This is a genomic window from Amycolatopsis sp. NPDC059021, assembly GCF_042739895.1.
GTDB lineage: Bacteria > Actinomycetota > Actinomycetes > Mycobacteriales > Pseudonocardiaceae > Amycolatopsis.
The window spans coordinates 35770-59367 of the sequence record NZ_JBHYIQ010000056.1; the positions used below are offsets into that span (position 1 = coordinate 35770).

A 23598-nucleotide genomic window follows, 5' to 3' on the forward strand; every position below is an offset into this window, starting at 1 on the left:
TGGAGGCATGGACGATCTCGCGGGCTTCCTGCGTACCCGGCGTTCCCGGGTGGACCCGGCGGCCGTCGGCATCCCCGCCGAGCGGTACCGCCGGGTCGAAGGGCTGCGCCGCGAGGAGGTCGCGCATCTGTCCGGAGTGAGCGTCGACTACTACGTGCGCCTGGAGCAGGGCCGCGCGACTCAGCCCTCCGAGCAGGTCCTCGACGCGCTCGCCCGCGTCCTCGGCCTCGACGAGACCGAGCGCGAGCACCTCTACCGGCTCGCCCGGCAACGCCGCCGCCGCGCGAAGGCGCCGGGCGGGCGGCTCCGGCCGGAGCTGCTGCGCGTCCTCGACCTGGTCGCGGGCGCACCCGCGCTGATCATGGACCACCGCATGGACGTGCTCGCCGGGAACCGCCTCGCCGGGCTCCTCTACGGCCGTCCGATGCCCGGCCTGAACACCGCGCGGCACATCTTCCTCGAGGAGACCGAGCGCGGCCTCTACGCGGACTGGGAGAACTGCACCCTCGACGTGGTCGGGCACCTGCGCCTCGCCGCCGGCAAATACCCCGAGGACCCCCGGCTGGCCTCGCTCATCGGCGAGCTGGCGATGGGCAGCGAGCGCTTCCGCCGCCTCTGGGCCCGCGCGGACGTGCGCGCCCGGACACAGGGACGCAAGACGTACCGGCATCCGCTGGTCGGGCTTCTGGAGCTGCACCAGGAGAACTTCGCGCTACCGGACGAGTCGGGCATGGAGCTGCTGGTGCTGTCCGCGGCCCCCGGCAGCGCCGCCGAGGACGGGCTGCGCCTGCTCGCCGGCCTGGGCGCGGAGGACGCTGGCCCGCTTGGGGAATCGGTCGGTGAGGAGTCCGCCTCGCGGAGATGAGGCACCGGCGTGCGGTGTCCACAGTGGCCGGTTGGTCGTCGTCGCGGTGGGCGCGGGACAAGACCGGTCTACGCTCGCAGCACGAAGCCGGCGCTGTGGTCGACGCAGCGCTGCCGGGGACGCGGCAGGCCGCGGGCACGCAGCGCCCGGTCGAGGTGGCGGTACACGCCGCCGAGGTCGACCGGGCCGGGGCCGTCGGCGAGGATTCGTACGAGTTCGCCGGTGAACTCGGTGTTGCGGGCGTCCGCGCGGTAGGCGGCTCTGGCCGTGCGGGTGGTGGCGGTCAGCAGGTGCAGGTCGGCCGCGGCGGGGGAGTCCATGACCAGACCGGAGTAGCAGCAGTCCAGGATGACGACCCGGTGCCGGGCCGGGGCGCGTTTCATGATCTCCAGCACGGAGTCCACGGGCAGGGAGGTGCGGCGGGCGTCGTGCGGGGTGTCCACGGAACCGGGCAGGGCCAGGCACAGGCGGTCGTCCTGGTCGCGCAGACCGTGACCGGCGTAGTAGAACAGCAGCAGCTCCGCCGGGGACGAGGCACACCGGTCGAGGGGGTCGAGCACCAGCTGGGCGGCGGTCGGGTCGGTGACCGCGTGCAGGCCGCTGGGGTCGACGACCTCGACGAGGGCGTCGAACAGGTCGGTCAGGTTGGCGGCGGCCTGGTCCAGCTGGGGCAGGCCCTGGGTGTAGGTGCAGGTGCCGACCAGTACGGCACGGGAGCCGGGCACTCAGTTCTCGTCCAGCAGCCGCACGATCCGCTCCAGCAGCGCCTCGGCGTCCTGCGGGGTCTCGACGTCGATCTTGAGCTGTTCTCCCTTGTGGCTGGCGGAAATCCGCAGGCTGATCCTGCGTGCCTTGACCCGCTCGGTCAGCCAGGTGAAGAACGGCCGGGCCAGCGGGGCGGTGGCGGCCAGCACGACGGCGGCGTCGGCGGCGCCGCCCAGCTCGCCCTCGGCGGGGCCGGCCATGCGGAGGCTGACGCTGCCCCGCAGGTCCTCCTCCAGCCAGGTGACCAGGTCGCGGGCGTCGCGGTCGCGGTCGGCGGGGGTGCCCTCGAACTCGAAGAGGACTTCGTGCACTGCGGTCACCTTTCGGCGGTGGTGGTACCGGGACGGCGGCGCCGCCCCGCGGTCTCGAACAACGGCAGGTGGCCCGGCACCTCGTAGGGCAGCCGGAACGCGGCGGCGGCCTCGTCGAGGTCGCACAGATCGCACAGGACGCGCTCGGTGTCCCGCAGGCTGCCGGCCGGAGCGCCCTGGCGGTAGCTCTGGTCGAGCCAGTCCCGGTTGAGCGCGGCGAGGTTGCGCCACGCGGCGTCGAGCTCGGCGGCGGGCGGCTGGCAGGCTACCCCGCCGCCCACCGTGTCGGCGAGCAGCTCGGCGAAGCCGTAGGGCACAGGTCCTGAGGAGGCAACGGAAACGCGGGTGCGGAAGCAGAGCCCGCCGGTGTAGCGGGCGGCGGCCCGGGCGTAGAGCGGGGCCGCGCGCTCGGCGAACCGGTCGGGTGCCGGGGGCACGGGCCAGATCGGGTTGGCGAAGCCGGGCCGGGCGAGATGGTCGTACTCCTCGACCAGCCGCCGCAGCCCGCCGATCAGGCCGGGGGAGGGCGCGTACGGTTCCAGGTAAACGCTGAGCACGGTGGGCTGGGGCAGCCTTGCCAGCTCGTGCCACAGGGGTTCCCAGGACCGGTCCTCGGGCACCAGCGGGGACACGGCGAAGCAGACCTGCCGCCCCGTGTCGCGCCTCGAACACGTCGCCCAGCTCAGCCGCTTGCGCACCTCGAAGCTGCCCCGGCCGTCCAGCGGGCCGGGCACGAGCCGGTGGCTGATCTCGTGTTCGTCGAGCACCGGCTCGGTCAGCACGTGCGCGGGCGCGGCGGCGAGGCGGTCCCGCAGCCGCACCGCCGCCTGCTCGGCCAGCCGGGGGTCGGTGTCCTGCACCCGGGCCAGCAGGGTGCAGGACACCAGCCGCGTCGCCGGGTCGTTGCCGAACCGCAGTTCCCAGCGGGCCTGCGACTCGGTGGTCCACTGGCCCGCGAGCCAGGCGCGCTCGCGGGCGGTGGTCTGTGCGCGCCGCTGGGGCTCGGCCACGTCGGCGTACGCGCGGGTGTCGGCCAGTTTCGGGGCGGGGCTCACCCGCAGGCCGGCCCACGCCCAGCTCATCCGTGCCGAACTCTCCAGCAGAACGCCGGGAACGGTCACGGCGCCTGGGTTCCCGGCGTGGCGTGCCGCCCGGTCTCCGGCGGTTGTGCCGGCGGTGGCATCGGCGGCTGCACCGGCTGAGGGTAGCCCGCGCCGGGCACCGGCGCGCTGGCGAACTCCCCGTCCTCCACGGCAGGCATGCCGTAGGGAAAGCCGTACTGGTCGGGCACCTGGAGGCCGTCCACGGCCACGATCAGGCCCTCCCGGCAGGCGGCGTGCACGGCCTCGCGCATGGCCCGCGCCCGCTCGGCGCGCAGCATGGCGATCTCCGGGTCGTTGTGGCCCGCCATGCCGCGCACGATGCCGGCCAGGAACTGCCCGATCAGCGTGCTCCCGCGCCGCGAGCGCCACATCAGCCAGCCCAGGTAGAGGCTCGTGCCGTAGCTGAACACCGAGACGTACACCCGGAAATCCCCCTCGGTGAGGACCAGCCGGTTGCTGTGGTGCGCCGGGCCGAACCCGGTGCGGATGCGTCGCGCGCCGCCGCCGATGGGCAGCTGGCGCTCCCGCAGAGTGCCCGCGATCTGGCTGTACACGGCGGGCGCGAACTCGGCGCGGTCGGCCAGCAGCACCCGCCACTCGGCGATCGGTTCGGGCAGCTTGGTCAGCAGCGCCACCACGAAGAAGGCCACGATGGCCAGCAGGGTGCCGATCGAGTAGAGCACAGCCGAGGCGCCGAGCCCGGAGCTGCTGAGCCGGCTGGAGGAGGACGCGCTGCCCAGGCCGACCAGGAAGGCGATCAGCGCGAACACCAGCCAGACCGCGACCGAGGCCGCGGCCGCGCGCGACCAGATCTGGAACACCACCCGCCAGCTCACGGTGTCGTCCAGGGACAGGTCCATCGGCCGGTGCCGCAGGTTCTTGTCCAGATAGGCGGCGTTGCCGTCGCCCCCTCGCCAGCCCGGCATGGGCTGGGGTCGATCTTCGATCACGGTGGGTCCTTCCCAGTGGCGGCGGGCAACCACCGGGAAAGTAGCGATTACCCTCCGTCCTGTTATCGAACTCGCACGCGTTCACCCTGATGTCGTAACGAGATTCCGGTGAAGCGGACCTTGCGGGATCGACAGGACAGGCCTCCGGTGCGGAGTCGCCACTCCGGTCGCAGGCGCCCGCCACCGTGCGTCCTTTGTAGACAGTCCGCTGCGTGCCAGTGGCCGCCGTTGGTCCTTTGTGGACTCGGGTGGCGGGATCCCGGCGTCTCCGTCGACTCGGTGCTCGTGATCACTCGAAGGTGTCGCAATGATGATGTTTGTCCCTTTTCTGGATCGGTTCACGATACGTTGCTGTACGTGTCCACCTGAACACTCACCGCTACTCGCCCTCGGGTAGCGGCCAGTGAAAGGCGAACGTCGCACCGTGATGACCACCCTTCCGAAGCAGAACACGCTCTACCACCGGATCCGCGAGGGATGGCCGTGGGTCCTCGCGCTGGTGGCCGCCGGGATCCTCGGCGAGTTCGCGGATCGAGCCGGTGTCCCGGCCGCGCACCTGCTGGTCGCCCTGGTACTCGGTGCGGCGCTCGCACTGACCGGAATGGCCGGGAAGCCGCTGCCGCGGCAGCTCACCCGGGCGGGCCACGCCATGGTGGGAGCCATGATGGGCGGCTATCTGCACTGGGGCGCTCTCGCGTCGATCGGCCCCTCTGTACTGCCTCTCACAGCGGTTACCCTGGCCACGGTCGTCGTCAGCACCGCCATCGCGTACGGGATGTCTCGCACTACGCGGGTCGCGTTGCCGGACACGGTGCTGGCGATGATGCCGGGAGGCTCGGCGGCGATCGTGGCCTGCGCCTCCGCGGTCGGCGCCGACTCCCGCCTGGTCGCCGTCGCGCAGTACCTGCGGGTCGGCTTCGTCGCGATGACCGCGCCGCTACTCGTCTTCGCGGTGCAGCACACTTCGGCAGGCGACAGCGATCCGCCGCCGGCCGGTCCGGCCTTCTTTCCTCCGCTTGTCACCGCGCCGAACCAGATCACCGGATTGCTCGCACTGACCGCGATCTGTGTGCTCGGCGGCGGTCTCGGCCGCCGGCTGTCGCTGCCAGCCCCGATGGTGCTCGGGTCGATGCTGACCGCCGCCATCGCCACCACCGCGGACGTGACCAGCGGCTTCACCCCCGCCGGCCCGCTACGGGACCTGATCTTCCTCGTCATCGGCCTGGAGGTCGGTCTCCGCTTCAGCACGCCCTCGCTGCGCCAGGTCGGGAAAGCGCTTCCGCACATTCTCGCCGGGACCATCCTGATCTGCCTGGCCTGCACCGGCTTGGCCTGGCTGCTGACGCGCGTCACCGACATGCGCTTCCTCGACGTCTACCTCGCCACGACTCCCGGCGGGATCAACGCGGTACTGGCCACCGCGGGATCCACCGGCGCCGACGTGCCGATCGTTTCGGCGGTCCAGAGCCTGCGGCTGTTCGCCATCTGCCTGGTCATGCCACCGCTCGTCCGCCGGTTCGCTGCCAGGGCCCGCCCGGTACCGCGGCCCCGGCAAAGCCAGGAAAACCCGAGTCCCGCAAAGGAAGGTGACCATGACGGAACGAACGTCCCTGTCACTGGCCGTTGACGTCGATCTCGACACGGTGATCGCCAGTATTCACGGAACCGAATCGTGGAAACGCGAGTTCGCGGCGGCCGACGATGCCCGGCGAGCCGAACTCGTCGCCCGGCTGCGCGTCCGCTCGCGCCGAGCCCTCGAAGACGCGCTCCATCTCCTCGCCTTCACCGGTGACCCGGCAACGGCCGAAACACCGGGAAGGGAGGCCGCGCCTCAGGCCCCGTGAAGGATGAACTGCGCGAAGCCGGAACGGCGCGCACTCGACCTCAGGAGCATGTCTGCGTTGTGCTTGGGCTGTGGTCGTAGCGCAGTCCGCTGCGTTCGATGGCGTGCACGAAGTTGTCCCGGAAGCGGTCGAAGGTCAGCGGTGCCCGTACGGAGGCGAGCATCTCCTGGGTGCCGGGGCAAGCGAGCGTGTGGCGGATCGCGTCCAGGTCGGCGGCCGTGAAGTCGCCGCGCTCGGCGAGCTGCGCCGTCGTTCCCTCGGCCAGATCACCGACCTCCCAGTCGATGCCCGCGTACTTGTTGTGCCCGACCCGGCGATCGGGATAGGGCGTGGTGTGCGCGGCGACCGGATTGGACAGCCCGATGGGGTCGTGGACCCACATGTCCAGCGGCAGGAGCATGCCGGGGCCGCCGATGTTGAAGAAGGTCGCGACGCTGCGCCCGGTGCCGGCCGGGTAGAGATGCCAGTCGCCCTGTTCGGTGCGCACGAGCACCGCGCCATGGCCGCTGGGCAGCAGTGCGCGGATCGGCTCGGCGATCGCGGTGAACTGATCGAAGTCCTCCGCGAGGATCGGGTGCGTGTGGTGGCTTTCGGTCACGTAGGCGGCGCGTTCGTCGGCGATGCCCGTCGCCTCGTTCATCGGCCGGGACAGGTTCGTGTACTCGGTCCGCAGCCAGCCGGTGGCGACCAGCGCCCACGCGGCGAGCGCGACCGTGGGCACGACGGTCGCGCGGGTCAGCCGGATCGCCATCACCGGCAGCAGGAGACTGAACAGCGCGGGCAGCAGCATGCGTCCGTGCATGAAGTCGCCGCCGACCCGGATGACGTAGAGCGCCAGCGCGAGCGCGCCGAGCAGCGGCACGGCCACCACCACCGCGACACGCTTGTCCACGGGCTTACGCCACAGCAGGAACACGGAGACGAGCGCGCACAATCCCAGCGGGATCCACAGGTAGTAGGGGCCGGCGAAATCGGCGAGGTAGATGAGCCCCCTGTGCCACAACGCGTTGGAGGCTTCCTTGACCAGCGCGGTGTTCGGGGTGAGCAGACCGTAGTAGCCCATCCGGAAGATCTGATACGCGACCGGCAGCGCGGCGGCCGCGGCGATCCACATCAGCGCGGCACGCCAGCCCCGCCACGTGAGCACCAGCAGCCCGGCCCCGGCAAAGGCGCTGAACAGTCCGAGGTCCGGGCGGACCAGGACGCCGAGGCCGATCACGAGGGCGGTCAGCACCACCGGTTCGTTCGCTTGGCGCCGGGCGTGCCGCACCAGCAGCCACCACGTGGCACCGAGCCACAGCGTGATCAGCCCGGTCTCCAGTCCCGACGTGGCGAAGTCGCGAAACGGCGGCAGCGCGATCATCACGAGCGCACCGGCCGGCACCACGAACACCGACCGGCCGGAGCCGGCGAGCCGCCGGGCGCCGTCGAGAGCGAGCAGCAGACCGCCGGTCGCGCAGATCAAGCCCGTGAGCACCGCCAGCCACTCGAGCCGGAGGCCGGGGATCCAGGCCAATGACGTGAGCAGAAACGTCCACAGCGTGCTGGTATTGGATTCGACCCGTTCGCCGAGGTTGAACACCGGCCCGTTCCCGGCCAGGATCTGCCGCACCGTCCGCAGCACGATCAGCCCGTCGTCGCTCATCCAGCGCCGGTTCCAGGCCAGCACGACGAAAACCGCGGTGGTGAGCCCGAATGCGAACCAGTTCCAGACCCGGGCCCGGGGGCGGGGAGACACCGAGGCGGGCTCGGCGGCCGAGGCGCCGGGCTCAGTGGTGAGGACCGTGGTCATCCGGGAGACTCTCCTACTTCACAAGTGTGAGCGGGGGAATTCCCGACCACGACCCGCCGTAGGCAGCTCGTAATACGGAAGACAGCCGGTATCCGGAATGTCATCGCGCGTGCATTCCCGATACGCGTGCTGGGATCCCCCCGAAACGTGGTGAAAGCGTTTCACCTGACGGGCGCATCGGTCGCGCGACGTCCGGCGTTACATCCGCCACGGCTGATACTTGCTTTGTGAGGTGGATCACCGCCTGGGGCACTCTGCTTGCGCGTGGCGGTCTTCCGATGCGGTTCGCCGACGAAATACGCATCGCGCTTCAGGGAACTGGTGATTGGGCCGTTCGGCGTAATGCCCGTCCGGTTGCCTATTCCGGAGTGTTGTTATGTGAAAGTGATCGCCGGTCGTGGGATTGCCGGAAAGGCGGGCGGGCGGCCATTCCATTCGGGCAGCATCAGGATCGCCCGGGGGGCGTTGGTGTCTGGACCTGAGGCACCGGCGCTCAGCGGGGGAGACCGGTTTCCGGCCGTGCCAGGGGTTCCGGCCACTGGGCGCCGGGAGTACGGGGCGTCGGGTTGAAGTCGTTGCGGTTGTTGTCGGTGTCCCAGCTCAGGTAGTTGCGGGACAGGGACAGGCCCAGCGACGGCGGCGGGGTGCGCGCGGGCGGCCCCTCCTGCGGGCACGCCGAGCGGAACGGTGCTGCCCACCCGACCGCGTCGACCCGCCTTCCGGTGGGGTCGAAGAGAGCCACCGCGCCGACGTCGGCGCGCATCAGGTCGGGGCCGACGAACGACAGCACGTTCGTCTGGTCGTAGATGGTGCCGGCGAAGTCCTGGCCCGTCACGACGAGGTACTGGCCCGCGGCATTGGCGGGCTGCAGCACAAGCCCCGCCGGAAGGGCGAGGACGGTGGTGAGCGCGCAGGTCGGCCCGGAGAACCGCAGGGTGAAACCGGTGAGGCTCACGGGGGCAGTGCTGATGTTGCGCAGTTCGAGGAACTCGTCCTTCTCACCGGCCGGGCCCGAGGGGGCCACCTCGTTGACCACCACCGTGGTCGACACTTGGGGAGCGAGGCCCTGGGCCTCCAACGGGGCGGCGGTGACGGTCGGCACCGTGAGCGCGGCGAACACCCCGATGACGAGACGGCTCATCATGATGTGGTTCCTCAGGTCGTGGGTCGGTGTGTTTCCATGCTGGGCAAGGAAAACACCGCTCACAAGGGGCCAGTCGGCGGCGCCGCCGCCATCCGGCCTCGGGGGCAGGGCCGAAGTCCCGGTGTGACCCGGGTGCCGGCCGGCGTGCTCGCGGCGGCCGGACCGTCCATTGTGGATCTCCTGCGCCGGCCGGGTCTTCCCGGCCGCCGTCACCGCCTGAACACCGGGCGGACGGGTCAATCCGCCGGTACCGGACACTTGCCACCGTCGTCGCCCGCGGGGCTCACCCGGCCGGTGTAGGTAAACCCACTGTCGGTGGCAGTGGTGGTCCTCGGTACTGCCCGGCTGCCGTATCCACAACACAGCGGCTTTCCCGCTACCGTCGGGAAACGGTTTCGGACCCAGCCCGCCCTGGCCCCCGGCGGTACCGAGAACGCATGGCGGCAGCGATCGAAGGGGGATCATGGGGCGGTACTCGCGGGGTGCGGCGGACGAGGTCGACATCGCGGAACTGAGTCAGGAACAGCGTCGTCGCGGCGCGCGCATGGTTGCCTCGGCGGCGCTCGACGCGCAGGACTGCGCGCTGTTGCTCGACATTCTCGGTCTCGAAGCCGCGGATGGTCTGGTGAAGGACCCGGAGTGACCCCGCGTCTTTCGGCGTCGGCTACTGGGAGAATCCCATGTCGGCGGCCCACTGCGCGACGGCTTGGTGGTAGTCGGGTGCGTTGGGCGCGTAGTTGATCGAGTGGCCGTAGCCGGGCAGGACGTAGGTCCGCAGTCGCGCCGCCGTCGAATAGTAGGGCGCTTCGGACGCCAGCAGGCCGGCCGAGGAGGTGCAGTCGGTCGCGAGCGGGCCGCAGAGGCCGGCGTCCCCGCCTCCGACGACGACCAGCGTCGGCGCGGTGATCTGCCAGGTGTAGGGGAGGATCGTGGCGAGGGCGGCGGCGTCGAGCAGTTCGCCGGGGGCGACGACGTCCTTGGTGGCCTCGTCGTAGGCGACCACCTCGGGGATGTCGGGTCCGGGCGCGTGGAATGCCGGGTAGCGGGTGCCTGGCCGAGTGGTCAGGTAGGTGGGGTCGAGTCCCCGCTGCGACGTCGCCGGGTCGAGCGCGACCGGGATGAACGAGCCGAGGACGATCAGCGCGCCAGGAGGGTTGATGTGGTGCGCCAGGCCCGTGACCAGCACGCCGTCCACGTCGTGGTAAGTCCCCGCCTCGAGCACGGTGATGGCGGAGCCGAGCGAGTGCCCGCCGAGAATCACTTTGCCGAACCGCGATCCCGCTTCGCCGCGCCGGATCGCCTGGATCACCTGGTGCACCACGTCCGCCTGGGTGAACGCGGTCAGCAGTGCGCTGGGTGGCCGGGAACTGGCGCCACTGCCGAGCCGGTCGAGGGTGAAAGTGGCATACCCTGCCTGGTTCATCGCGAGCCGGAACGAACGGATCTCCGGGGTGAGGGCGGGATCCCAGTACGCGCTGTTGTAGGTCGCGCCGGGAACCAGCACCTGAACGGTTTCCGCGCCTCCCGGCGGTGTGCACAGTCTGCCGTGGACTGTCTCGGGAACCAGTCCGAGGAGTTGCACCGGGATGTTCAGGTCCTGGCAGGACGACTCGGTGGCCTGTGCCTGAGCGGGCGCCAGCAGGAGCGTGGTCGCCAGAACGGCCGACGTGGCCGCGCCGGCACGGCGCAGGGGACGGCGTTTCACCCTGCCATGACGCCGGTGCATAAAACAAACCTCCACTGAAATACCGTGATCGAGAATTATCGGTCGCGGGGGACGACCGTCATCGGCAGACGGCTCGGATAGGCGGTGGTCGTGTACCTCACCCGAACCGGTTTTCCCGGGACGGGAACCAGGCGCCACTTCGCGGCGATCGTGGCCACGACGATCGTGATCTCGGTGATGGCGAAGGAATTCCCGATACATTGGTGGGTACCGGCGCCGAACGGAACATAGGCCCCGCGGGGAAGGTTCTTGGCTCGTTCGCCCGTCCACCGGCCCGGGTCGAAACGTTCGGGGTGGTCGTGGAACCTGGGGTCGAAATGCATGGCGTGCGGGCTGACGATCACCTCGCTGCCCGGCGGCAAACGCACGTCACCGAGCTCGACCTCCTTGATGACCCGCCGCATGAGAATCCAGATCGGATATACACGCAGCACCTCGTTGATGATCTGCCGCGTGTAGACCAGCTGCGGTACGTCGCCGGCGGTGACCTGCCTGCCGCCGAGGACCTCGTCGACCTCGTCATGCAGCTTTTGTTCGACTTCCGGGTTCTGGGCGATTTCGTGGAACAGCCAGGACAATGCCAGCGCGCTGGTCTCGATTCCCGCGGTGAGCAGGGTGATGACCTCGTCGTGCACCTGCTGATCCGTCATCCCCTCGCCGGTTTCGGCGTCCCTGGCCAGTAGCAGCATGGACAGCAGGTCGCCGTGGTCGGCCTGTTCGGCACGCCAGTCCTCGATGAGCTCCAGCACGATCGCGCGCATGCGGTCGATGGCGTCGTCGAACCGCCGGTTGGCCGGAATGGGGAGCTTCTCCACGAACGTGGGCGCCAGGACGCGGATCATGCCGTATTTGACGATGACCGGGATCGAACGGCGGGCCTCCTCGATCGCGGCTTTGCCGAGTTCGGTGGAGAACAGTGCCTCGCCGACGATGCCGACCGCGAGTGCCTGCATGTCGTGGTCTGCTTCGCGCACCTCGCCCGGCCGCCATGTCCTGATCAGCCCGGCGGCGGCCCGCGCCATGATCTCCGTGTGCCGCGCGATGGTGTCGCGATGGAAAGCGGGTTGCATCAGCCGGCGCTGCCGCAGATGGAAAGCGCCGTCGGCGAAGGCGAGTCCGTTGCCGATCAACGGCCGGAATTTCTCGAACATCGCACCCTTGCGGAAACTGCCTCCGTCGGTGACCAGGACCTGGTGTGTCAATTCCGGACTGGTCAGGAAATATGTCTCCATCGGACCGAGATAAATCCGCACCACATCCCCGTGCGTGTGCAAGGACGAGGTGAATCGGAAGCGACGCCGCAGCATGGCAGGAGTGTGTCCGAGCACCGGCCATCGACCGGGCGCAACCGGTACGGGCATTCGCACTCCATCGCCGACGCAGCAAGGGACAGATCACGCTAGCGCCGTTCGGCGGCAGCCGACAGCGCTCGTTCGGGTGAGCGCGAAGTCGTGACCTGATACCGATCACCGTGCCGAGCTCGGTATGCTCACGGCCCGAGGAACGATTGGGGTGTCCACGCTGACACAAACGCCGGACTGGGTCCCACCGGGTATCAGCCTCGCGGTGCCGAGTGCCGCCAGAATCTACGACTACATGTTGGGCGGTGGGCACAATTTCGCGGTGGATCGCGAGGCCGCCGCCAAGGCCGAGCGGTTCGTGCCGCACGCGCGTGGTGTCGCGAGGCTCAACCGCGCGTTTCTCCGGCGGGCCGTCAGGTTCATGGTCGATCAGGGCATCCGCCAGTTCCTCGACATCGGTTCGGGCGTGCCGACCGTCGGCAACGTGCACGAGATCGCGCAGGACGCCGACCCGGAATGCCGGGTGGTGTATGTGGACCACGACCCCATCGCGGTCGCACACAGCGAACTGATCCTGAAAGGCAACAAGCGCGCCACCGTGCTCCACGCGGACGCCCGCGAACCCAGCGTCATCCTCAGCGATCCTCGGCTGCGTCGATTGCTGGATCTCGACGAGCCGGTCGGGATGCTGTTCCTGTGCCTGCTGCACTGGATCCCGGACGAGTCCGGCCCCCGCGGCCTGGTAGACCGCTACGTCGACGCGATATCCGCCGGGAGCTACCTGGCGATCACCCACATCACCGAGGACTACCAGCCCTCCCAGGTCCGGGAAGCGCTCAAGGTCGCCACCCGAGGGGGCGACCAGGTCACCGCCCGTCCCTACGACGAGGTGCGCACCCTGTTCGGCGACCTCGAACTGCTCGAACCCGGCTTGGTCGGGTGCGGCACCTGGCGTCCTGCCGGGCCGGGCGACATCGCCGAGGACCCGGTACTGAACCAGATCCTCTACGCCGGAGTCGCGCACAAATCCTGAAACCACGATCCGCGGCTTGCCCACCGTGGTCCTGGTCGTCGGCGATTTTGGCCCGCACGAACGTTTCCGCCGCACGATAGTCCACTCAGGACACTGAGGCTCATCGTCCTCGAAACGGTCCGGCCCGTTCGCCGCGGATGAGGGATTCGAGGTCGGTCGCCGACCCGGCGTCGCCGGTGAACAGCGGGCCCATTCCCAGATCGACTCCCGCTCGCTGCCACCACCGCGCCTGTGCGCCCGTTTCGAGATCACCGGCGAGCACGGTGAGCCCGGCCTGGCGAACCAGCGCGATCATGTTCCTCGTCGCGGCGATGACGATCGAGTCCTCGGCGGCACGCCACACGAGGCGGGAGTCGAGGCGTACGGCATGTACCGGAAGATCCTCGAGCAGCACCAGCTCACCCGGCGTCGCGCCGAAGTCGTCCAGCACGATTCCGATTCCCAGGTCCGCGAGCACGCGCGCGTTGTCGGCGATCTCGTGCCTTGACCCGAGCAACGCCCCGGCAGGCAGGCCGAGCCACATCCGTCCGGCGGCCTGCCCGGCGCTGTCCAGGATTCCCTGGATCTTCCCGGGCAACCCGGGATCGGCCAGCTGATTCGGCGTGAGCGGAACCAGCAGCGACAGATCCACGCCACCGCCCGCGGCTTTCTCCGTCCAGGCGCGCTCGATCAGCCACGCGCCGAGCGGGCCGATCAACGCGGTGCGCTCGGCGAGTTCGAGGTACCGTTCCCTCGGTACCACCCCGAGTTCCGGGTGTTCCCACCGCAGCCGCGCCTCGGCCCCGATGATCGTGCCGTCGGCAAGGCGTACCAGCGGCTCGTAACCGATGCCCAGTTCGCCGTTCTCCCACGCGCCGGGCATGGCGGCCACCAGGCCGATGGCCTCCCCGGCGTGGGCGTCCCACACCGGGTCGTACCGCTCCCACCGGCCGGGGCCCTTGCTCCTGGCCCGCCGCATCGCCAGGTCCGCCGAACGCAGCAACTCGGCCGGTTCGACGTCACGGGAAAGGCTTTCGGCCACGCCGAAGGTCGCCATCGCCGCCAGGCCCTTGCCGCCGACGTAGACCGGCTCGGCCAGCGTTTCGTTGATCCGCTCGATCGTCGTGGCCGCGTCCGGGGTGGTCGCCGTGTTTTCGATCAGAATTCCGAACTTGTCGCTCTCGAACCGCGCGACCATCGCGTTCTCACCCGCTACCGCGGAGCTGAGCCGGTCCGCGACGGTCCGCAGCAGGGTGTCCCCGGCCTTCCTGCCGAGACCGTCGGTGACCAGCGACAGTCCGTCGAGCTGCAGGTGGTAGAGCGTCGCCGGATTCGGCAGGTGCAGCACATGCTCGAGGTGCGTGCTGAAGAACTGCCGGTTCGGCAGCCCGGTGAGCATGTCGTGCAACAGCTGGTGGCGCAGCTGGTTCTGCAGGAGCGCCAGTTCCGCGTCGTCGGCCACGATCGTGACGTAGTGCCCGGTACGGCCGTGCGCACCGCGCAGCAGCGAAGCGGTGAGCGTGACCTGGGACAGGTCACCGTCCTTGGTGACGAAGTGCGGGCGCGATCGCAGCCGGTCGAACCTGCCTTCCCGGAGATCGCGGTATCCGTCCCGCAGGATCCGTCGATCCGTTTCGTGGGCGAACTCGAACAGGTTGCCGCTCGCGACCTCACCCGCCGTCCGGTCCAGGATCCGGTGCAGAGCGGGATTCGTGCGGATGAACTGCCCGTCGGGCCCGGTGACCGCGATGCCGCTCGGCGAACTGACGAAGATCTCGTCCAGCTGGGCTTCGCTGGCCTGTAGTTCACGCTGCGACTTCCGGACCGCGTTGAACAACGCCTCGTTACTGGCGTCCTGCTGCTCGACGGTCGTCGAACGGATCGCCTCCACGTAACCGGATGCCAGGGCACCGAGCAATCGGGCGACGCGCTCCGGCAACCGGCCGGCGGACGAGGAATCCGCCGGTGTCAGCATCGCGGAGGCGAGCACGTCCACCGTGCATTGCAGGCTCGTCTTGCCGACACAGTGCAGCCGGACGAGTTCGGCGCCGACCTCCGCCGCGCTCTCGATGGCGGGCTGGTCTCCGCTCACCGCGTCGAGCAGCCGGTCGAGCAGGCCGAGCAGCTCTCGTTCGATCTCGTCGTGCGACAGGGGGATGTAAGTGGTGAGACTGACGAGATAGGCCCATTTCCGCGCGACCTTGACGCGTTCCCGCTGCGAGGGAAGAGGCCGCGTTCCGGCGGGCCGCTCCTGCCCGCCGGAAGGTAATGGCCTGGTCATGACGCGTGGCCCCCTGAATTCCGTGTCGCCGACCGGCCACTCATGCCGATTCCGTTTCCGTCCGAGGCCGTTCAGGGTAGGGCAGGTCCACCATGGGGTGATCTCCCGAGGGTGCCTCCGAAATGTCACCCGGTCTGCTCGGTCGCCACAATGCGCAACCGGCGGGCTCCGCCGCGCTCCGGCGCGCCATGGTCATCATTCGCGGGCCGGCCCGATTCCGGGTGGAACGCGGCCTTGTTCCTGACGTGGCGTCGTCACCGCACACCTCACTCAGCTTGGGACGGACAGCTTACTCACTTCCGCCGTGGTGGTGTCTGGTCCATCGGTGTGACGGCAGATCAGTCGATGGGGTGACGTCGCGAGGCGCCGGTCGGCACTTGAAGTAGCGCTGATCTTTTCCGCGGCCAAGGAACAGGAATGGACGTTCCGGCCACAGGAAACGTATTTCCCGGCAAGTCGCGGGTTGGTGAATCACCGCCTCGTCGCCGCGGCAAGCCGGTTTCTCAGCTGCCCGCCGACATTTTCGATTCTAGGCAACGATGAAAGCGAACGGGGTTGCGGGTGAATCGGTCAAATCCCCTTTGCAATACCGTCGCGCAGGAACGTCGGCCGGGCTCGAAAGGCTATCCGGAGGCGCGTGCGCGTTTCCGCGCGACGTAAGCAGCAGCGCTGCCGAGCAGTAGCGCGCCGGCGCCACCGATCAAGGCGCCCCAAGGGAAGCCGCTCTCGTCCGCGGTGGGACTGGACACGCCCTGCCCGCCGGTCCAGGTGACACCACCGGGCGCGACCCCGCCAACCGAGGACGGCGGCGGGCCGGAAGCTGAGGGAGAAACCGTGCCAGGGGTGGCGGACGAGGCAGCGGGGGTGGCCGGGGACGGCGGAGCCGACGGCGGCGCGGCGGACCGCGGCGCGCCCTCCCTGCCGGGGATCGCACCGTGCTGGACATCGGCCGGCGGCGGGGCCTCGGCCCGCTGGCCGGGCCGCACCGGCCCGATCCTCGGCGGCGGATTGCTCCCGGCCGTCCGGTCCTTCGAGAACGACCAGCCCTCGAAACTCCCCAGCGGGGGTTTGCGGTTCATCGCACCGTACTGGCTGCTCGCCCAGGTTCCCCCGTTCGCCGCGGTCCAGTACATCCAGGCCGCGCTCGCCGGCGGGGTGTCCACGCAGTCCTCGCTGTCGGAGCCGGGCTTTCCTTCGAGACGGCAGACGAACGCCGGCCCCCAGCGCTGGGTCCCGGTCACCTCGATCCCGGCGTTCCGCAACGCCGCGAGCCCGCTCTCCTGCTCACCCCGCGCACACCGGATCAGTACGTCACCACCGAGCTGCTGAAAGTCCACGACCACGGTGACCCCGCTCGCGTCCTGGCAGTAACCGGCGCTGCCCCGGCCCTGGTCGACCGCCGCCGCGGGAGCCGCGGTACCCGCGAGCAGGGCTAATACCGCTGGCAGCAAGAGGGTTCTCCGCCGCTCCATCACTTCGTCCCCCGCTCGGTCCCGTTCTTGCGCGCGAAAAGCCAGTAACCCGCGGCGGCGAGGGCGAACCCGAGCAGTACCGAGGACGCGATTCCCCACGGGCCTCGCAGAAAGGCCAGGAAATCCGCCTCACGCGGGGGCAACGCGGCGGCTACGCCCACAGCCACGGCCGGCTCCGGGGCGGGGACCGCTTGCGGCAGCTCAGGTGGCGCGGACGGCGCTGCCGGGATGCTCTCCGCCGACGAGGTACTGTGCCTCGGCCCAGCGGACCCGACCGCCGCCGGATCGCTGTCGGAAGCACTCCTCGCCACCGATGTCGTCGGAGGCGTGACCCGCTGAGTTCCGCTGGGATTCGGCTGGGGAGTCACGGGATCCGGGGGAGCTACCGGGGGCGGCTGCGGATCTCGCACCGGAGCCGCCGACAGCGCGAGGATCGCCTGCGCGGTGCCCCGGCGCAGCTGATCCTGTTGACCGGCCCAGAATCCGGCGGGATCGCGCTGCATCGCCTGGTAGGCGTCGGCGCTCAAAGCCACTGCCCCGGCCATCGCGGGTACCGGCCCGCCGGGCGGTAGCTGGAGGGAGACCAGCCAGCCGTTGGCCCGGCCGGCGTCGGCGACGTCGCCGGCCTTGGTCAGCGCCAAGGCCGCCAGCCCGGTGCTGTTGGCGTTGGACCTGCCCAGGTCCGCGAAACTCCCATCGGGCTGCTGCCGCGACCGCAACCAGGCGACCGCCCGGCCCAGCGCGGCCGGATCGCTCTTCAGTTCCGCCAGCGCCCACACCGCCATCGCCGTGTAGTCCACACTGACCAGCGTCTCCTCCGTCGTGCAGGCCGAAGCCGGGGCGTCCCTGGCCGGAGCCGCGCGAAAGCCGCCACCCGGGCATTGCTGCCGCAGCAGGTAGTCCAGTGCCTTCCGCTCCTTGCCCGTCCTGCCGCGCTCGTGCAGCGCGATCAGCGCCAGCGACTGGGAAAAGACATTGGACTTGTCCCGCCGTGGGTCGTACGGACCGGCATTGAGATCGCGGTACCGGCCGTTTTCGTCCACAGTGGACTCCAGGCGCCGCACCAGATCGATCGACTTGCCCAGGGAGTCAGTGCCCCACGACGCCGGATCCACTCCGGCCCGCGTCGCGACCATCAGATACTTCGCGACGATCCCGGAGACGGTGATCGCGCCGTTGAAGAACGACTGTCGCAGCTTGGCCGCAGCCGCGGCGAACTCGCCGCCGGTCTCCCCGGCCGCGTGCAGGCCGAGCAGCGCGTCGGCGACCAGGCCACCGTCGGCACCGCCTGACCCCGGTGCCGGATAGCTGTGGCCGAGCCGGGCGAATTCCCGTTCCAGGAAACCGGCCGCCGCCGACGCCGCGGGCGAACCCGTGGCGGCCGACGACGGCACAGCCGGTGCGCTGAGCACACCGGCGATCAGCAGGCACCCGAACAGCGCGCCGGCCCGGCTCCTGGACATCAGCGCGGCGGGTTCCCGTTCGGATCCTTCGCCTGGGCGAGCGTCAGGCTCATCGCGTTCGGGTCCGAAGCGGTACCCGCGCCGAACGAGAATCCGAGCACCGCACCGGACGCCGGATGGTAGGTGTCGACACCCTCCAGGGCATAGGTCCAGTTCGCGCCCGCCGTGTCGGGGACCCAGAACGCCCAGTATCCGCCGTCCGGCACGAACCCGGTGCAGGGGTCCTCGGCCGCGGTCGGATGCCCGTCGATGCGGCACAGGTAGTCGTACGGGCCGTTCTGCCCCTGTCCGGTGCCGTGCTCCGGAGACAGCCCGACGTCGGCGAGCGCGGCGAACGCGGTGGCGGGGCTGCCCGTGTCGCACCGGCGGATCACCTTGCCACCGGGGAACTTCGTCAGATCCGCGACCACGGTGATCCCCGGTGTCCCACCGCACGGGCCCTCGGTCCAGGACACGGCGGCCGAAGCACCCGCCGGAACAGCGGTCCCCACCAGCGCGGCGAAAAAGGCGAACAACACCGCGAACGCGCGCCGATACCTGCGTCTGTCTTTCACGACTGGTCCTCTCCAAGCTGCAAACCGCGCGGTACGCGCGGGGAAGATGCGGGTCACGATGACAAAGACGACACCCGGCAGGGCCGCGAGAACAGTGCATGGCAGTGTGCCGCGAACCGTTCTTCCCTTGTGCCCTGCCCCCAGATTCCTGGCGCCTCAGGCGCCTGAAAAAAATAGTAGCGCACGCCGGGACCGCTCGAAAGCCTGATGGCTGCGGAATGCCGCGGCTCAGGAATGGGCACAGGAAAATGACAGGCGCCGCACAGCCAAACGTGAATCTGCTGACCGCGCACACGGTCCGCCGTATCGTTCGCGCCGATACGCTCGGTGAGAAGCCCGATGGCCGCCAGAGGCAGAGGACCGAGCGGACCGGTGCCGCTCCGGGTCGTCGAGCCTCGGTCGCGCCGACACTCCCAGCATGAACGCCTCCTGGGGTCCGCGCCCCGTAGATGGTGTCCGCGACAGGTCAGTCTCCTGACTCCCGGATCGGCGCCTTCCCCGACCTTCCGGCTTTCGCCGTGGTCAGCGCGAGGTCGGCTCCCCGGTCACAGTGGCGGGACCGTGCCGGACTCACACCGGCTTCCTGGTTCCCGTCGCGGCCGATCCCGTGGACCGGCCTTCGCATCTTAAGCCAGCACCCGGTGACAGCGCGAGCATTTGTCGTCGACGAGACAGAGATGCGGCGTCGCCGCCCGGCTAGGTTCTTGCCTGCGACATCGCGACCCGACACGCTGACTGGACACCTTCACAGCCACGGTGGTCACTTCGCGGCGGGCGGCGAATCGAAGCTCGCGCCCATCCCGACACCGGCCCCGCCGTCGACCGGAATCACCGCGCCGGTGACGAACCTGAGATTCGGTGACACGAGCGCGCCGACCACGTCGCCGAACTCGCGGGGCTCCCCGATGCGTCCCATCGGCAACCCGCTCCCCAGCCGGACCCTGGAGAGTTCCGGCTGCCTGTCGAGGGTTCTGCCCAGCAGCGGGGTGTCGAAGTAGCCGGACAACAGGGTGTTGACGGTGATGTCGTGCTTCCCGACCTCCAGGGCCAGGGTCTTGGCGTAACCGATCACCGCGGACCACACCGCCACGGGCGCTGCCATGCCGGCGGCCGGGCGCTCGACGACACCCGAGACGACGTTGAGGATGCTGCCCCCTTCGGCCGTCATGTGCGGCAGCGTGGCTCGCACGGACCTGACGACGTAGAAGAAGTGGCGCTCGAAGGCTTGAAGCCACACGTCGTCGGTGAGTTCCGCGATCCGGCGGATCGGCGGTCCACCGTCGTTGGTGACCAGGACGTGGACGGCCTCACCGAACCGTGCGAGCGTCGCGGCCGTGACCCGTTCGAGGTCGGCCTCGGCCGAGCAATCGGCGGCAAGCCCGAGGACCCGCTCCTCGCCGTATTTGCCGGCAAGGTGTTTCGCGGCGGCCGAGATCTTCTCCGCGCGACGCGCGAAGATCGTGACGAAGGCGCCTTCGCGCAAGAGGCGATCGGCGATCGCGAAACCCAGGCCATCGCTGCCACCGCCCACAATGGCTACTTTCCCGGTCAGTCCCAGGTCCATCACTCGACTCCCATCGAGGTGAGAAATGATTCGGCGTTGCCCGAGAACACGTCGTCGAGGACGTCCGGCGAGAAGCCTTGCTCACGCCATTCCTCCACCAGCCGTTCGTGGCTGAGCATCGGGTAGTCGGCGCCGAAGAACACTCGCTTGCGAAGCCGCTTCCCGATCTCGCGCTTGAGCTCGTCGGGGAAATAGCGCGGAGACCAGCCGTGGAGCTCCATCCAGACGTTCGCTTTGTGGAGTGCGATGGCGATCATCTCCGACTGCCATGGCCACGCCACCCGGGCCGCGATCACGTTCAGGCCGGGATACCTCGCCGCGATGCGGTCGACATACCGGGGGTGACAGCCCTCGAGCGTGATGCCCATCCCTCCCCGGGTTCCGGCGCCGGTCGCCGACATGCCCACATGAACCAGAACCGGACGGCCGGCCTCGGCGCACAGGTTCAGGCAGGTCTCCCACTCCGGCTGGTCCGGTGTGCCTGCCGGCGTGAACGAATGAACCGTCAGCCCGGTCAGTCCGGGCCCTTCACTCAGGCAGCGCTCGAGTTCCTTGACATGATCGGGTTGCGTCGGGTCGACGCCGATCCAGTTGCCGAGCACGACGTCGGGGTGCTTGCGGGCGAAGTCGAACGCGTAGTCGTGCTGGTCTCGTAGCGCACCGGCGTCCATTTTGTAGGTGAAGGCGAAGTCGAGCATGACCTTGGCGTTGGCCTGGCGAAACTGTGCCGCCTGTTCTTCGTCGCTGACGAAGTTCATGCCCCACTTGAAGTAGCCCCGCAGGGCCTCTCGGTCCTCGGCGGTCTCGTACGGGCTTCCCTTCCAGCCCTGCTCGGTGCCCCAATGGGAGTGGAAGTCGATCAGCCGGGGTGGCAGTGCGCTCAACGCTGAATGCCTTTCGTGAATAGTTGCCGGAAAAATGTGAGATGATCAGTGGACTTCGCGCGCCGAATCGCCCCAATACGGTGCGCGCAACGCTTTCTTGTCCACTTTTCCGACCGTCGTCTGGGGAAGCGAGTCGACGACCACGACCTTTTTCGGCGAATACATCGAGCCCTTGACCTGCTTCACGAAGGATTGGAGGGCGAGGATGTCGACCTCCTGCCCAGGGCGCGCGACCACGAACGCGGTGACGAGCTCGCCCCACCTGTCGTCGGGCACGCCGATCACCGCCGCCGAGCCGACCGAAGGGTGCCCGGCCAGAGTGGCCTCGACTTCGCTTGCGTAGATGTTGAAGCCGCCGGAGATGATCATGTCCTTCTTGCGGTCGACGATGTACAGCAGGCCCTCGTCGTCCTGGCGGGCCAGGTCCCCGGTGTGCAGCCAGCCGCCCTTGAGCGCTGCCTCGGTCTCTTCGGGAAGGTTCCGGTAGCCGAGCATGACTCCGCGGTTGCGCATGGCGATCTCGCCCACCTCGCCAAGGGGAACGTCATGACCGTCCTCGTCGATCAGCCTGACGCGGTTGCCTGCCACGGGACGGCCACAGGAGGCGAGCTGCTCCAGGTTCGCGGTCTCGTGCGCGGCCTTGGGCAGGACAGTCCCGATGCCGGTCGACTCGGTTTGCCCGTATATCTGGGAAAAGACCGGACCGATGCGTTCCCGGGCCTCGGCAAGGCGCACCGGGGACATCGGCCCGGTGGCGTACCAGATCACCTCGAGGCTGGACAGGTCTCTGGTCTCCGGGCGCTCATGGTCCAGCAGCGTGTAGATCATCGTCGGAATGCCGCTGACGCAGTTGACGCGTTCCGTCTCGATGAGGTCGAGGAACCGGCCGGGATCGAAACCCTGCTCGATCACGACGGTGCCGCCACGAAGCAGCGTCGGGATGACCCCGAGCCCGGCGGCATGGGTGAGCGGAGCCGAGGCCAGGTACCGCGGCGAGTGCGGTTGTTCGAAATCGGCCATGTGCGCGTAGACCATCTGCACCATCGACCGATGCGGCTGCATCACGCCCTTGGGCCTGCCGGTCGTTCCCCCGGTGTACTGCAGCCACGCGAGGTCCGTCTCGGTGGCCGGACCAGGATCAAGGGGGCCGGCCGCGGGAGACTCGCCCTCGGGCAGGCCGCCCGCGGCCGGGATCACCATCAGGTGTCTCAGCGAACCGGCCTCGGCGAGGAGCCGGCGCCCGTGCTCCTCCAGGGGCGCGGTCACCACCAGCACCGTGGCCTCCGCGTCCTCGCAGACGACGATGTGGTCCTCGATCGAGGCTAGGGCCTGAAGGCCGGTGAAGCGCGCGCCCAAGAGGTACGTCGCGGCCTGGACGATCCAGGACTCGGGCATGTTCGGGCTGAGCATCGTGACACCCGCTCCGAGCCCTACGCCTCGACAGGCCAGCGCGGTCACGTACCGCGAGACGAGATCTCGGACCTGGAGGTAGGTCAGCCGCCGGTTTCCGGCGACGAAGGCCTCGGACGAGCTGTGCCGGGTGAGGGCCTGGACGATCAGGTCGCCCAGTGTCACCCCGGAGGAAGCCGTTGCGGCAGCTGCCGAAACGGAATCGCTCCGTGCGTTGACCGGATGAGACATGCCTCAACGATCGGTGTTCCCCGGCGGACGTGCCACCGATGTTCCGCCAGCAATTACGGATAACCCGCCACGCCGGCGCTAGTCGTGGGCCGCACGCGCCGCGGAGCGGTAGCGACCGGGTGTCTGGCCGACGAGTTCGGTGAACGCTTCGATGAAGCTGCTCGGGTTCGCCCAGCCCAGCCGTATCGCCGTGTCGGTGACCGAGGCGCCTTCGCCGAGTTCGAGCAGTGCCCGCTGAACGCGCAGCAGCGTGCGCCACTGGTGAAAGCTCATCGACAGTTCGCTGCCGAAGAGACGGCTGAGGGTTCGTTCGCTCGAGCCGGTCCGGTGCCCCAGTTCCGCCAGGGTCGACGGGCTGGCCGGGTCGGCGTGCAGCAGATCGGTGACGGCCTTGAGGCGGGTGTCGCTCGGCTCCGGGAGACGCAGTGGTTCCCGGCGGGCGCGGGCGAGTTCCGAGACGACGACTTCGAGCAGCAGCTTCGCGCGGGGGCTGTCGGCCGGGTCGTGGTCGCTGAGCAACGCCAGGTAGGCCTCGCGCAGCAGCGCGCTGGCCACGAACACCGAGGGCTCGGCCGGCAGTCGCTCGGCCAGTTCCGCCGGAACCCGGAGCAACCGGACGTCGGTCTCGCCGTGCGAGCGGCTGCTGTGCACGTGGAAAGGGGGCACCCAGGTGATGCGGCTCGCCGGCGCCACCCAGGTGCCCACCCGGGTGGCGGTGACCAGCGCTCCGGAGGCGGCGTACCTGAGCTGCCCGAAGTCATGGAAGTGCGCGGCGACGTCCTCGCCGTGGGCCAGGGGCTTGCAGACCGCCGCATCGTCGGTCCAGAACACCGGCTCGCCGGCACCTTCGCTCATGGGTACCCAGCCTAGCCCGCGTTTGGCGGGTTATCGGAATTTTCCGGCGGGGAACCGGTGGCGCGCCCGCG

At 69.5% G+C, this 23598-nt stretch carries 22 protein-coding genes and 1 riboswitch; of the genes, 6 read left to right on the forward strand and 16 right to left on the reverse strand.

What is annotated here, in order from left to right; genetic code table 11:
• The first annotated feature begins 7 nt into the window (after positions 1–7).
• Complete coding sequence (locus ACFWX1_RS28950; protein WP_378392582.1) at positions 8–865, forward strand: helix-turn-helix transcriptional regulator; 858 nt, start codon at positions 8–10, stop codon at positions 863–865.
• Positions 866–933: 68 nt separating this feature from the next.
• Here the strand turns inward: ACFWX1_RS28950 and ACFWX1_RS28955 are convergent, their stop codons facing one another.
• Genes ACFWX1_RS28955 through ACFWX1_RS28970 form a run of 4 tightly spaced genes read right to left on the reverse strand, consistent with a single transcriptional unit; the run spans position 934 to position 3994 of the window.
• Positions 934–1590 (reverse strand): caspase domain-containing protein, encoded by a 657-nt coding sequence (locus tag ACFWX1_RS28955; RefSeq protein ID WP_378392584.1) that lies wholly within the window; start codon positions 1588–1590, stop codon positions 934–936.
• Entirely contained in the window at positions 1591–1941 is a 351-nt protein-coding gene (locus ACFWX1_RS28960) for a hypothetical protein (RefSeq protein WP_378392586.1), read from the reverse strand. It lies immediately after the preceding gene.
• A 5-nt stretch (positions 1942–1946) separates the two neighbouring features.
• A complete protein-coding gene (locus tag ACFWX1_RS28965) occupies positions 1947–3062 on the reverse strand; it encodes a hypothetical protein (RefSeq protein ID WP_378392588.1) in 1116 nt (371 codons plus the stop codon).
• Positions 3059–3994 carry a hypothetical protein gene (locus ACFWX1_RS28970; protein WP_378392590.1) on the reverse strand — a complete coding sequence of 312 codons (936 nt, stop codon included), beginning with the start codon at positions 3992–3994 and terminating at the stop codon, positions 3059–3061. Before ACFWX1_RS28970 ends, ACFWX1_RS28965 begins: the two co-directional genes overlap by 4 nt.
• A 427-nt stretch (positions 3995–4421) precedes the next feature.
• Here ACFWX1_RS28970 and ACFWX1_RS28975 point away from each other — a divergent pair, with 427 nt between their 5' ends.
• Together ACFWX1_RS28975 and ACFWX1_RS28980 are read left to right on the forward strand one after the other, a co-directional pair.
• On the forward strand, positions 4422–5621 hold the full coding sequence (locus tag ACFWX1_RS28975) for an AbrB family transcriptional regulator (RefSeq protein ID WP_378392592.1): 1200 nt from the start codon (positions 4422–4424) through the stop codon (positions 5619–5621).
• Positions 5587–5838, forward strand: a complete 252-nt coding sequence (locus ACFWX1_RS28980; RefSeq protein ID WP_378392594.1) for a hypothetical protein — start codon at positions 5587–5589, stop codon at positions 5836–5838. Before ACFWX1_RS28975 ends, ACFWX1_RS28980 begins: the two co-directional genes overlap by 35 nt.
• A 40-nt stretch (positions 5839–5878) precedes the next feature.
• Here ACFWX1_RS28980 and ACFWX1_RS28985 read toward each other — a convergent pair whose 3' ends face one another.
• Positions 5879–7630: an arabinofuranosyltransferase gene (locus tag ACFWX1_RS28985; protein WP_378392595.1), complete on the reverse strand. Its 1752-nt coding sequence runs from the start codon at positions 7628–7630 to the stop codon at positions 5879–5881.
• Positions 7631–8123: 493 nt separating this feature from the next.
• Positions 8124–8774, reverse strand: coding sequence for a lamin tail domain-containing protein (locus tag ACFWX1_RS28990; RefSeq protein WP_378392597.1), 651 nt, complete (start codon positions 8772–8774; stop codon positions 8124–8126).
• Positions 8775–8897: 123 nt separating this feature from the next.
• Between ACFWX1_RS28990 and ACFWX1_RS28995 the strand changes: the two genes are divergently transcribed.
• The gene (locus tag ACFWX1_RS28995; RefSeq protein WP_378392599.1) at positions 8898–9074 is read left to right on the forward strand and encodes a hypothetical protein; all 177 of its coding nucleotides are present in this window, start codon (positions 8898–8900) and stop codon (positions 9072–9074) included.
• A gap of 163 nt (positions 9075–9237) precedes the next feature.
• Positions 9238–9417: a hypothetical protein gene (locus ACFWX1_RS29000; RefSeq protein ID WP_378392601.1), complete on the forward strand. Its 180-nt coding sequence runs from the start codon at positions 9238–9240 to the stop codon at positions 9415–9417.
• A 21-nt stretch (positions 9418–9438) separates the two neighbouring features.
• Here the strand turns inward: ACFWX1_RS29000 and ACFWX1_RS29005 are convergent, their stop codons facing one another.
• A complete protein-coding gene (locus tag ACFWX1_RS29005; protein ID WP_378392602.1) occupies positions 9439–10500 on the reverse strand; it encodes an alpha/beta hydrolase in 1062 nt (353 codons plus the stop codon).
• A 35-nt stretch (positions 10501–10535) separates the two neighbouring features.
• Positions 10536–11861 carry a cytochrome P450 gene (locus ACFWX1_RS29010; protein WP_378392604.1) on the reverse strand — a complete coding sequence of 442 codons (1326 nt, stop codon included), beginning with the start codon at positions 11859–11861 and terminating at the stop codon, positions 10536–10538.
• Between the two features lie 160 nt (positions 11862–12021).
• On the opposite strand from ACFWX1_RS29010, the gene ACFWX1_RS29015 reads away from it, so the two are divergent.
• Positions 12022–12834: an SAM-dependent methyltransferase gene (locus ACFWX1_RS29015; protein ID WP_378392629.1), complete on the forward strand. Its 813-nt coding sequence runs from the start codon at positions 12022–12024 to the stop codon at positions 12832–12834.
• A gap of 100 nt (positions 12835–12934) precedes the next feature.
• Here the strand turns inward: ACFWX1_RS29015 and ACFWX1_RS29020 are convergent, their stop codons facing one another.
• From ACFWX1_RS29020 to ACFWX1_RS29055, 8 genes are all read right to left on the reverse strand, one after another.
• A complete protein-coding gene (locus ACFWX1_RS29020; RefSeq protein WP_378392606.1) occupies positions 12935–15094 on the reverse strand; it encodes a putative bifunctional diguanylate cyclase/phosphodiesterase in 2160 nt (719 codons plus the stop codon).
• 623 nt (positions 15095–15717) lie between these two features.
• Entirely contained in the window at positions 15718–16566 is an 849-nt protein-coding gene (locus tag ACFWX1_RS29025; protein WP_378392607.1) for an ABC transporter substrate-binding protein, read from the reverse strand.
• Positions 16566–18029, reverse strand: coding sequence for a prenyltransferase/squalene oxidase repeat-containing protein (locus tag ACFWX1_RS29030; RefSeq protein WP_378392608.1), 1464 nt, complete (start codon positions 18027–18029; stop codon positions 16566–16568). The genes ACFWX1_RS29025 and ACFWX1_RS29030 overlap by 1 nt, the downstream gene beginning before the upstream one ends.
• Positions 18029–18583 carry a hypothetical protein gene (locus ACFWX1_RS29035; protein WP_378392610.1) on the reverse strand — a complete coding sequence of 185 codons (555 nt, stop codon included), beginning with the start codon at positions 18581–18583 and terminating at the stop codon, positions 18029–18031. Before ACFWX1_RS29035 ends, ACFWX1_RS29030 begins: the two co-directional genes overlap by 1 nt.
• A 446-nt stretch (positions 18584–19029) precedes the next feature.
• Positions 19030–19215, reverse strand: a riboswitch (cobalamin riboswitch).
• Positions 19216–19343: 128 nt separating this feature from the next.
• Positions 19344–20147, reverse strand: a complete 804-nt coding sequence (locus ACFWX1_RS29040) for an SDR family oxidoreductase (protein WP_378392612.1) — start codon at positions 20145–20147, stop codon at positions 19344–19346.
• Complete coding sequence (locus ACFWX1_RS29045; RefSeq protein ID WP_378392613.1) at positions 20147–21031, reverse strand: amidohydrolase family protein; 885 nt, start codon at positions 21029–21031, stop codon at positions 20147–20149. Before ACFWX1_RS29045 ends, ACFWX1_RS29040 begins: the two co-directional genes overlap by 1 nt.
• Before the next feature lie 45 nt (positions 21032–21076).
• Positions 21077–22672 carry an AMP-binding protein gene (locus ACFWX1_RS29050; protein WP_378392615.1) on the reverse strand — a complete coding sequence of 532 codons (1596 nt, stop codon included), beginning with the start codon at positions 22670–22672 and terminating at the stop codon, positions 21077–21079.
• Between the two features lie 78 nt (positions 22673–22750).
• On the reverse strand, positions 22751–23527 hold the full coding sequence (locus ACFWX1_RS29055) for an AraC family transcriptional regulator (RefSeq protein WP_378392617.1): 777 nt from the start codon (positions 23525–23527) through the stop codon (positions 22751–22753).
• Between the last annotated feature and the right edge of the window lie 71 nt (positions 23528–23598).

Coding starts and splice junctions, on each gene's coding strand:
- ACFWX1_RS28950 (WP_378392582.1), top strand. CDS start 8: ATGGACGATCTCGCGGGCTTCCTGCGTACCCGGCGTTCCCGGGTGGAC.
- ACFWX1_RS28975 (WP_378392592.1), top strand. CDS start 4,422: ATGACCACCCTTCCGAAGCAGAACACGCTCTACCACCGGATCCGCGAG.
- ACFWX1_RS28980 (WP_378392594.1), top strand. CDS start 5,587: ATGACGGAACGAACGTCCCTGTCACTGGCCGTTGACGTCGATCTCGAC.
- ACFWX1_RS28985 (WP_378392595.1), bottom strand. CDS start 7,630: ATGACCACGGTCCTCACCACTGAGCCCGGCGCCTCGGCCGCCGAGCCC.
- ACFWX1_RS28990 (WP_378392597.1), bottom strand. CDS start 8,774: ATGATGAGCCGTCTCGTCATCGGGGTGTTCGCCGCGCTCACGGTGCCG.
- ACFWX1_RS29000 (WP_378392601.1), top strand. CDS start 9,238: ATGGGGCGGTACTCGCGGGGTGCGGCGGACGAGGTCGACATCGCGGAA.
- ACFWX1_RS29005 (WP_378392602.1), bottom strand. CDS start 10,500: ATGCACCGGCGTCATGGCAGGGTGAAACGCCGTCCCCTGCGCCGTGCC.
- ACFWX1_RS29010 (WP_378392604.1), bottom strand. CDS start 11,861: ATGCCCGTACCGGTTGCGCCCGGTCGATGGCCGGTGCTCGGACACACT.
- ACFWX1_RS29020 (WP_378392606.1), bottom strand. CDS start 15,094: ATGACCAGGCCATTACCTTCCGGCGGGCAGGAGCGGCCCGCCGGAACG.
- ACFWX1_RS29025 (WP_378392607.1), bottom strand. CDS start 16,566: ATGGAGCGGCGGAGAACCCTCTTGCTGCCAGCGGTATTAGCCCTGCTC.
- ACFWX1_RS29030 (WP_378392608.1), bottom strand. CDS start 18,029: ATGTCCAGGAGCCGGGCCGGCGCGCTGTTCGGGTGCCTGCTGATCGCC.
- ACFWX1_RS29040 (WP_378392612.1), bottom strand. CDS start 20,147: ATGGACCTGGGACTGACCGGGAAAGTAGCCATTGTGGGCGGTGGCAGC.
- ACFWX1_RS29050 (WP_378392615.1), bottom strand. CDS start 22,672: ATGTCTCATCCGGTCAACGCACGGAGCGATTCCGTTTCGGCAGCTGCC.
- ACFWX1_RS29055 (WP_378392617.1), bottom strand. CDS start 23,527: ATGAGCGAAGGTGCCGGCGAGCCGGTGTTCTGGACCGACGATGCGGCG.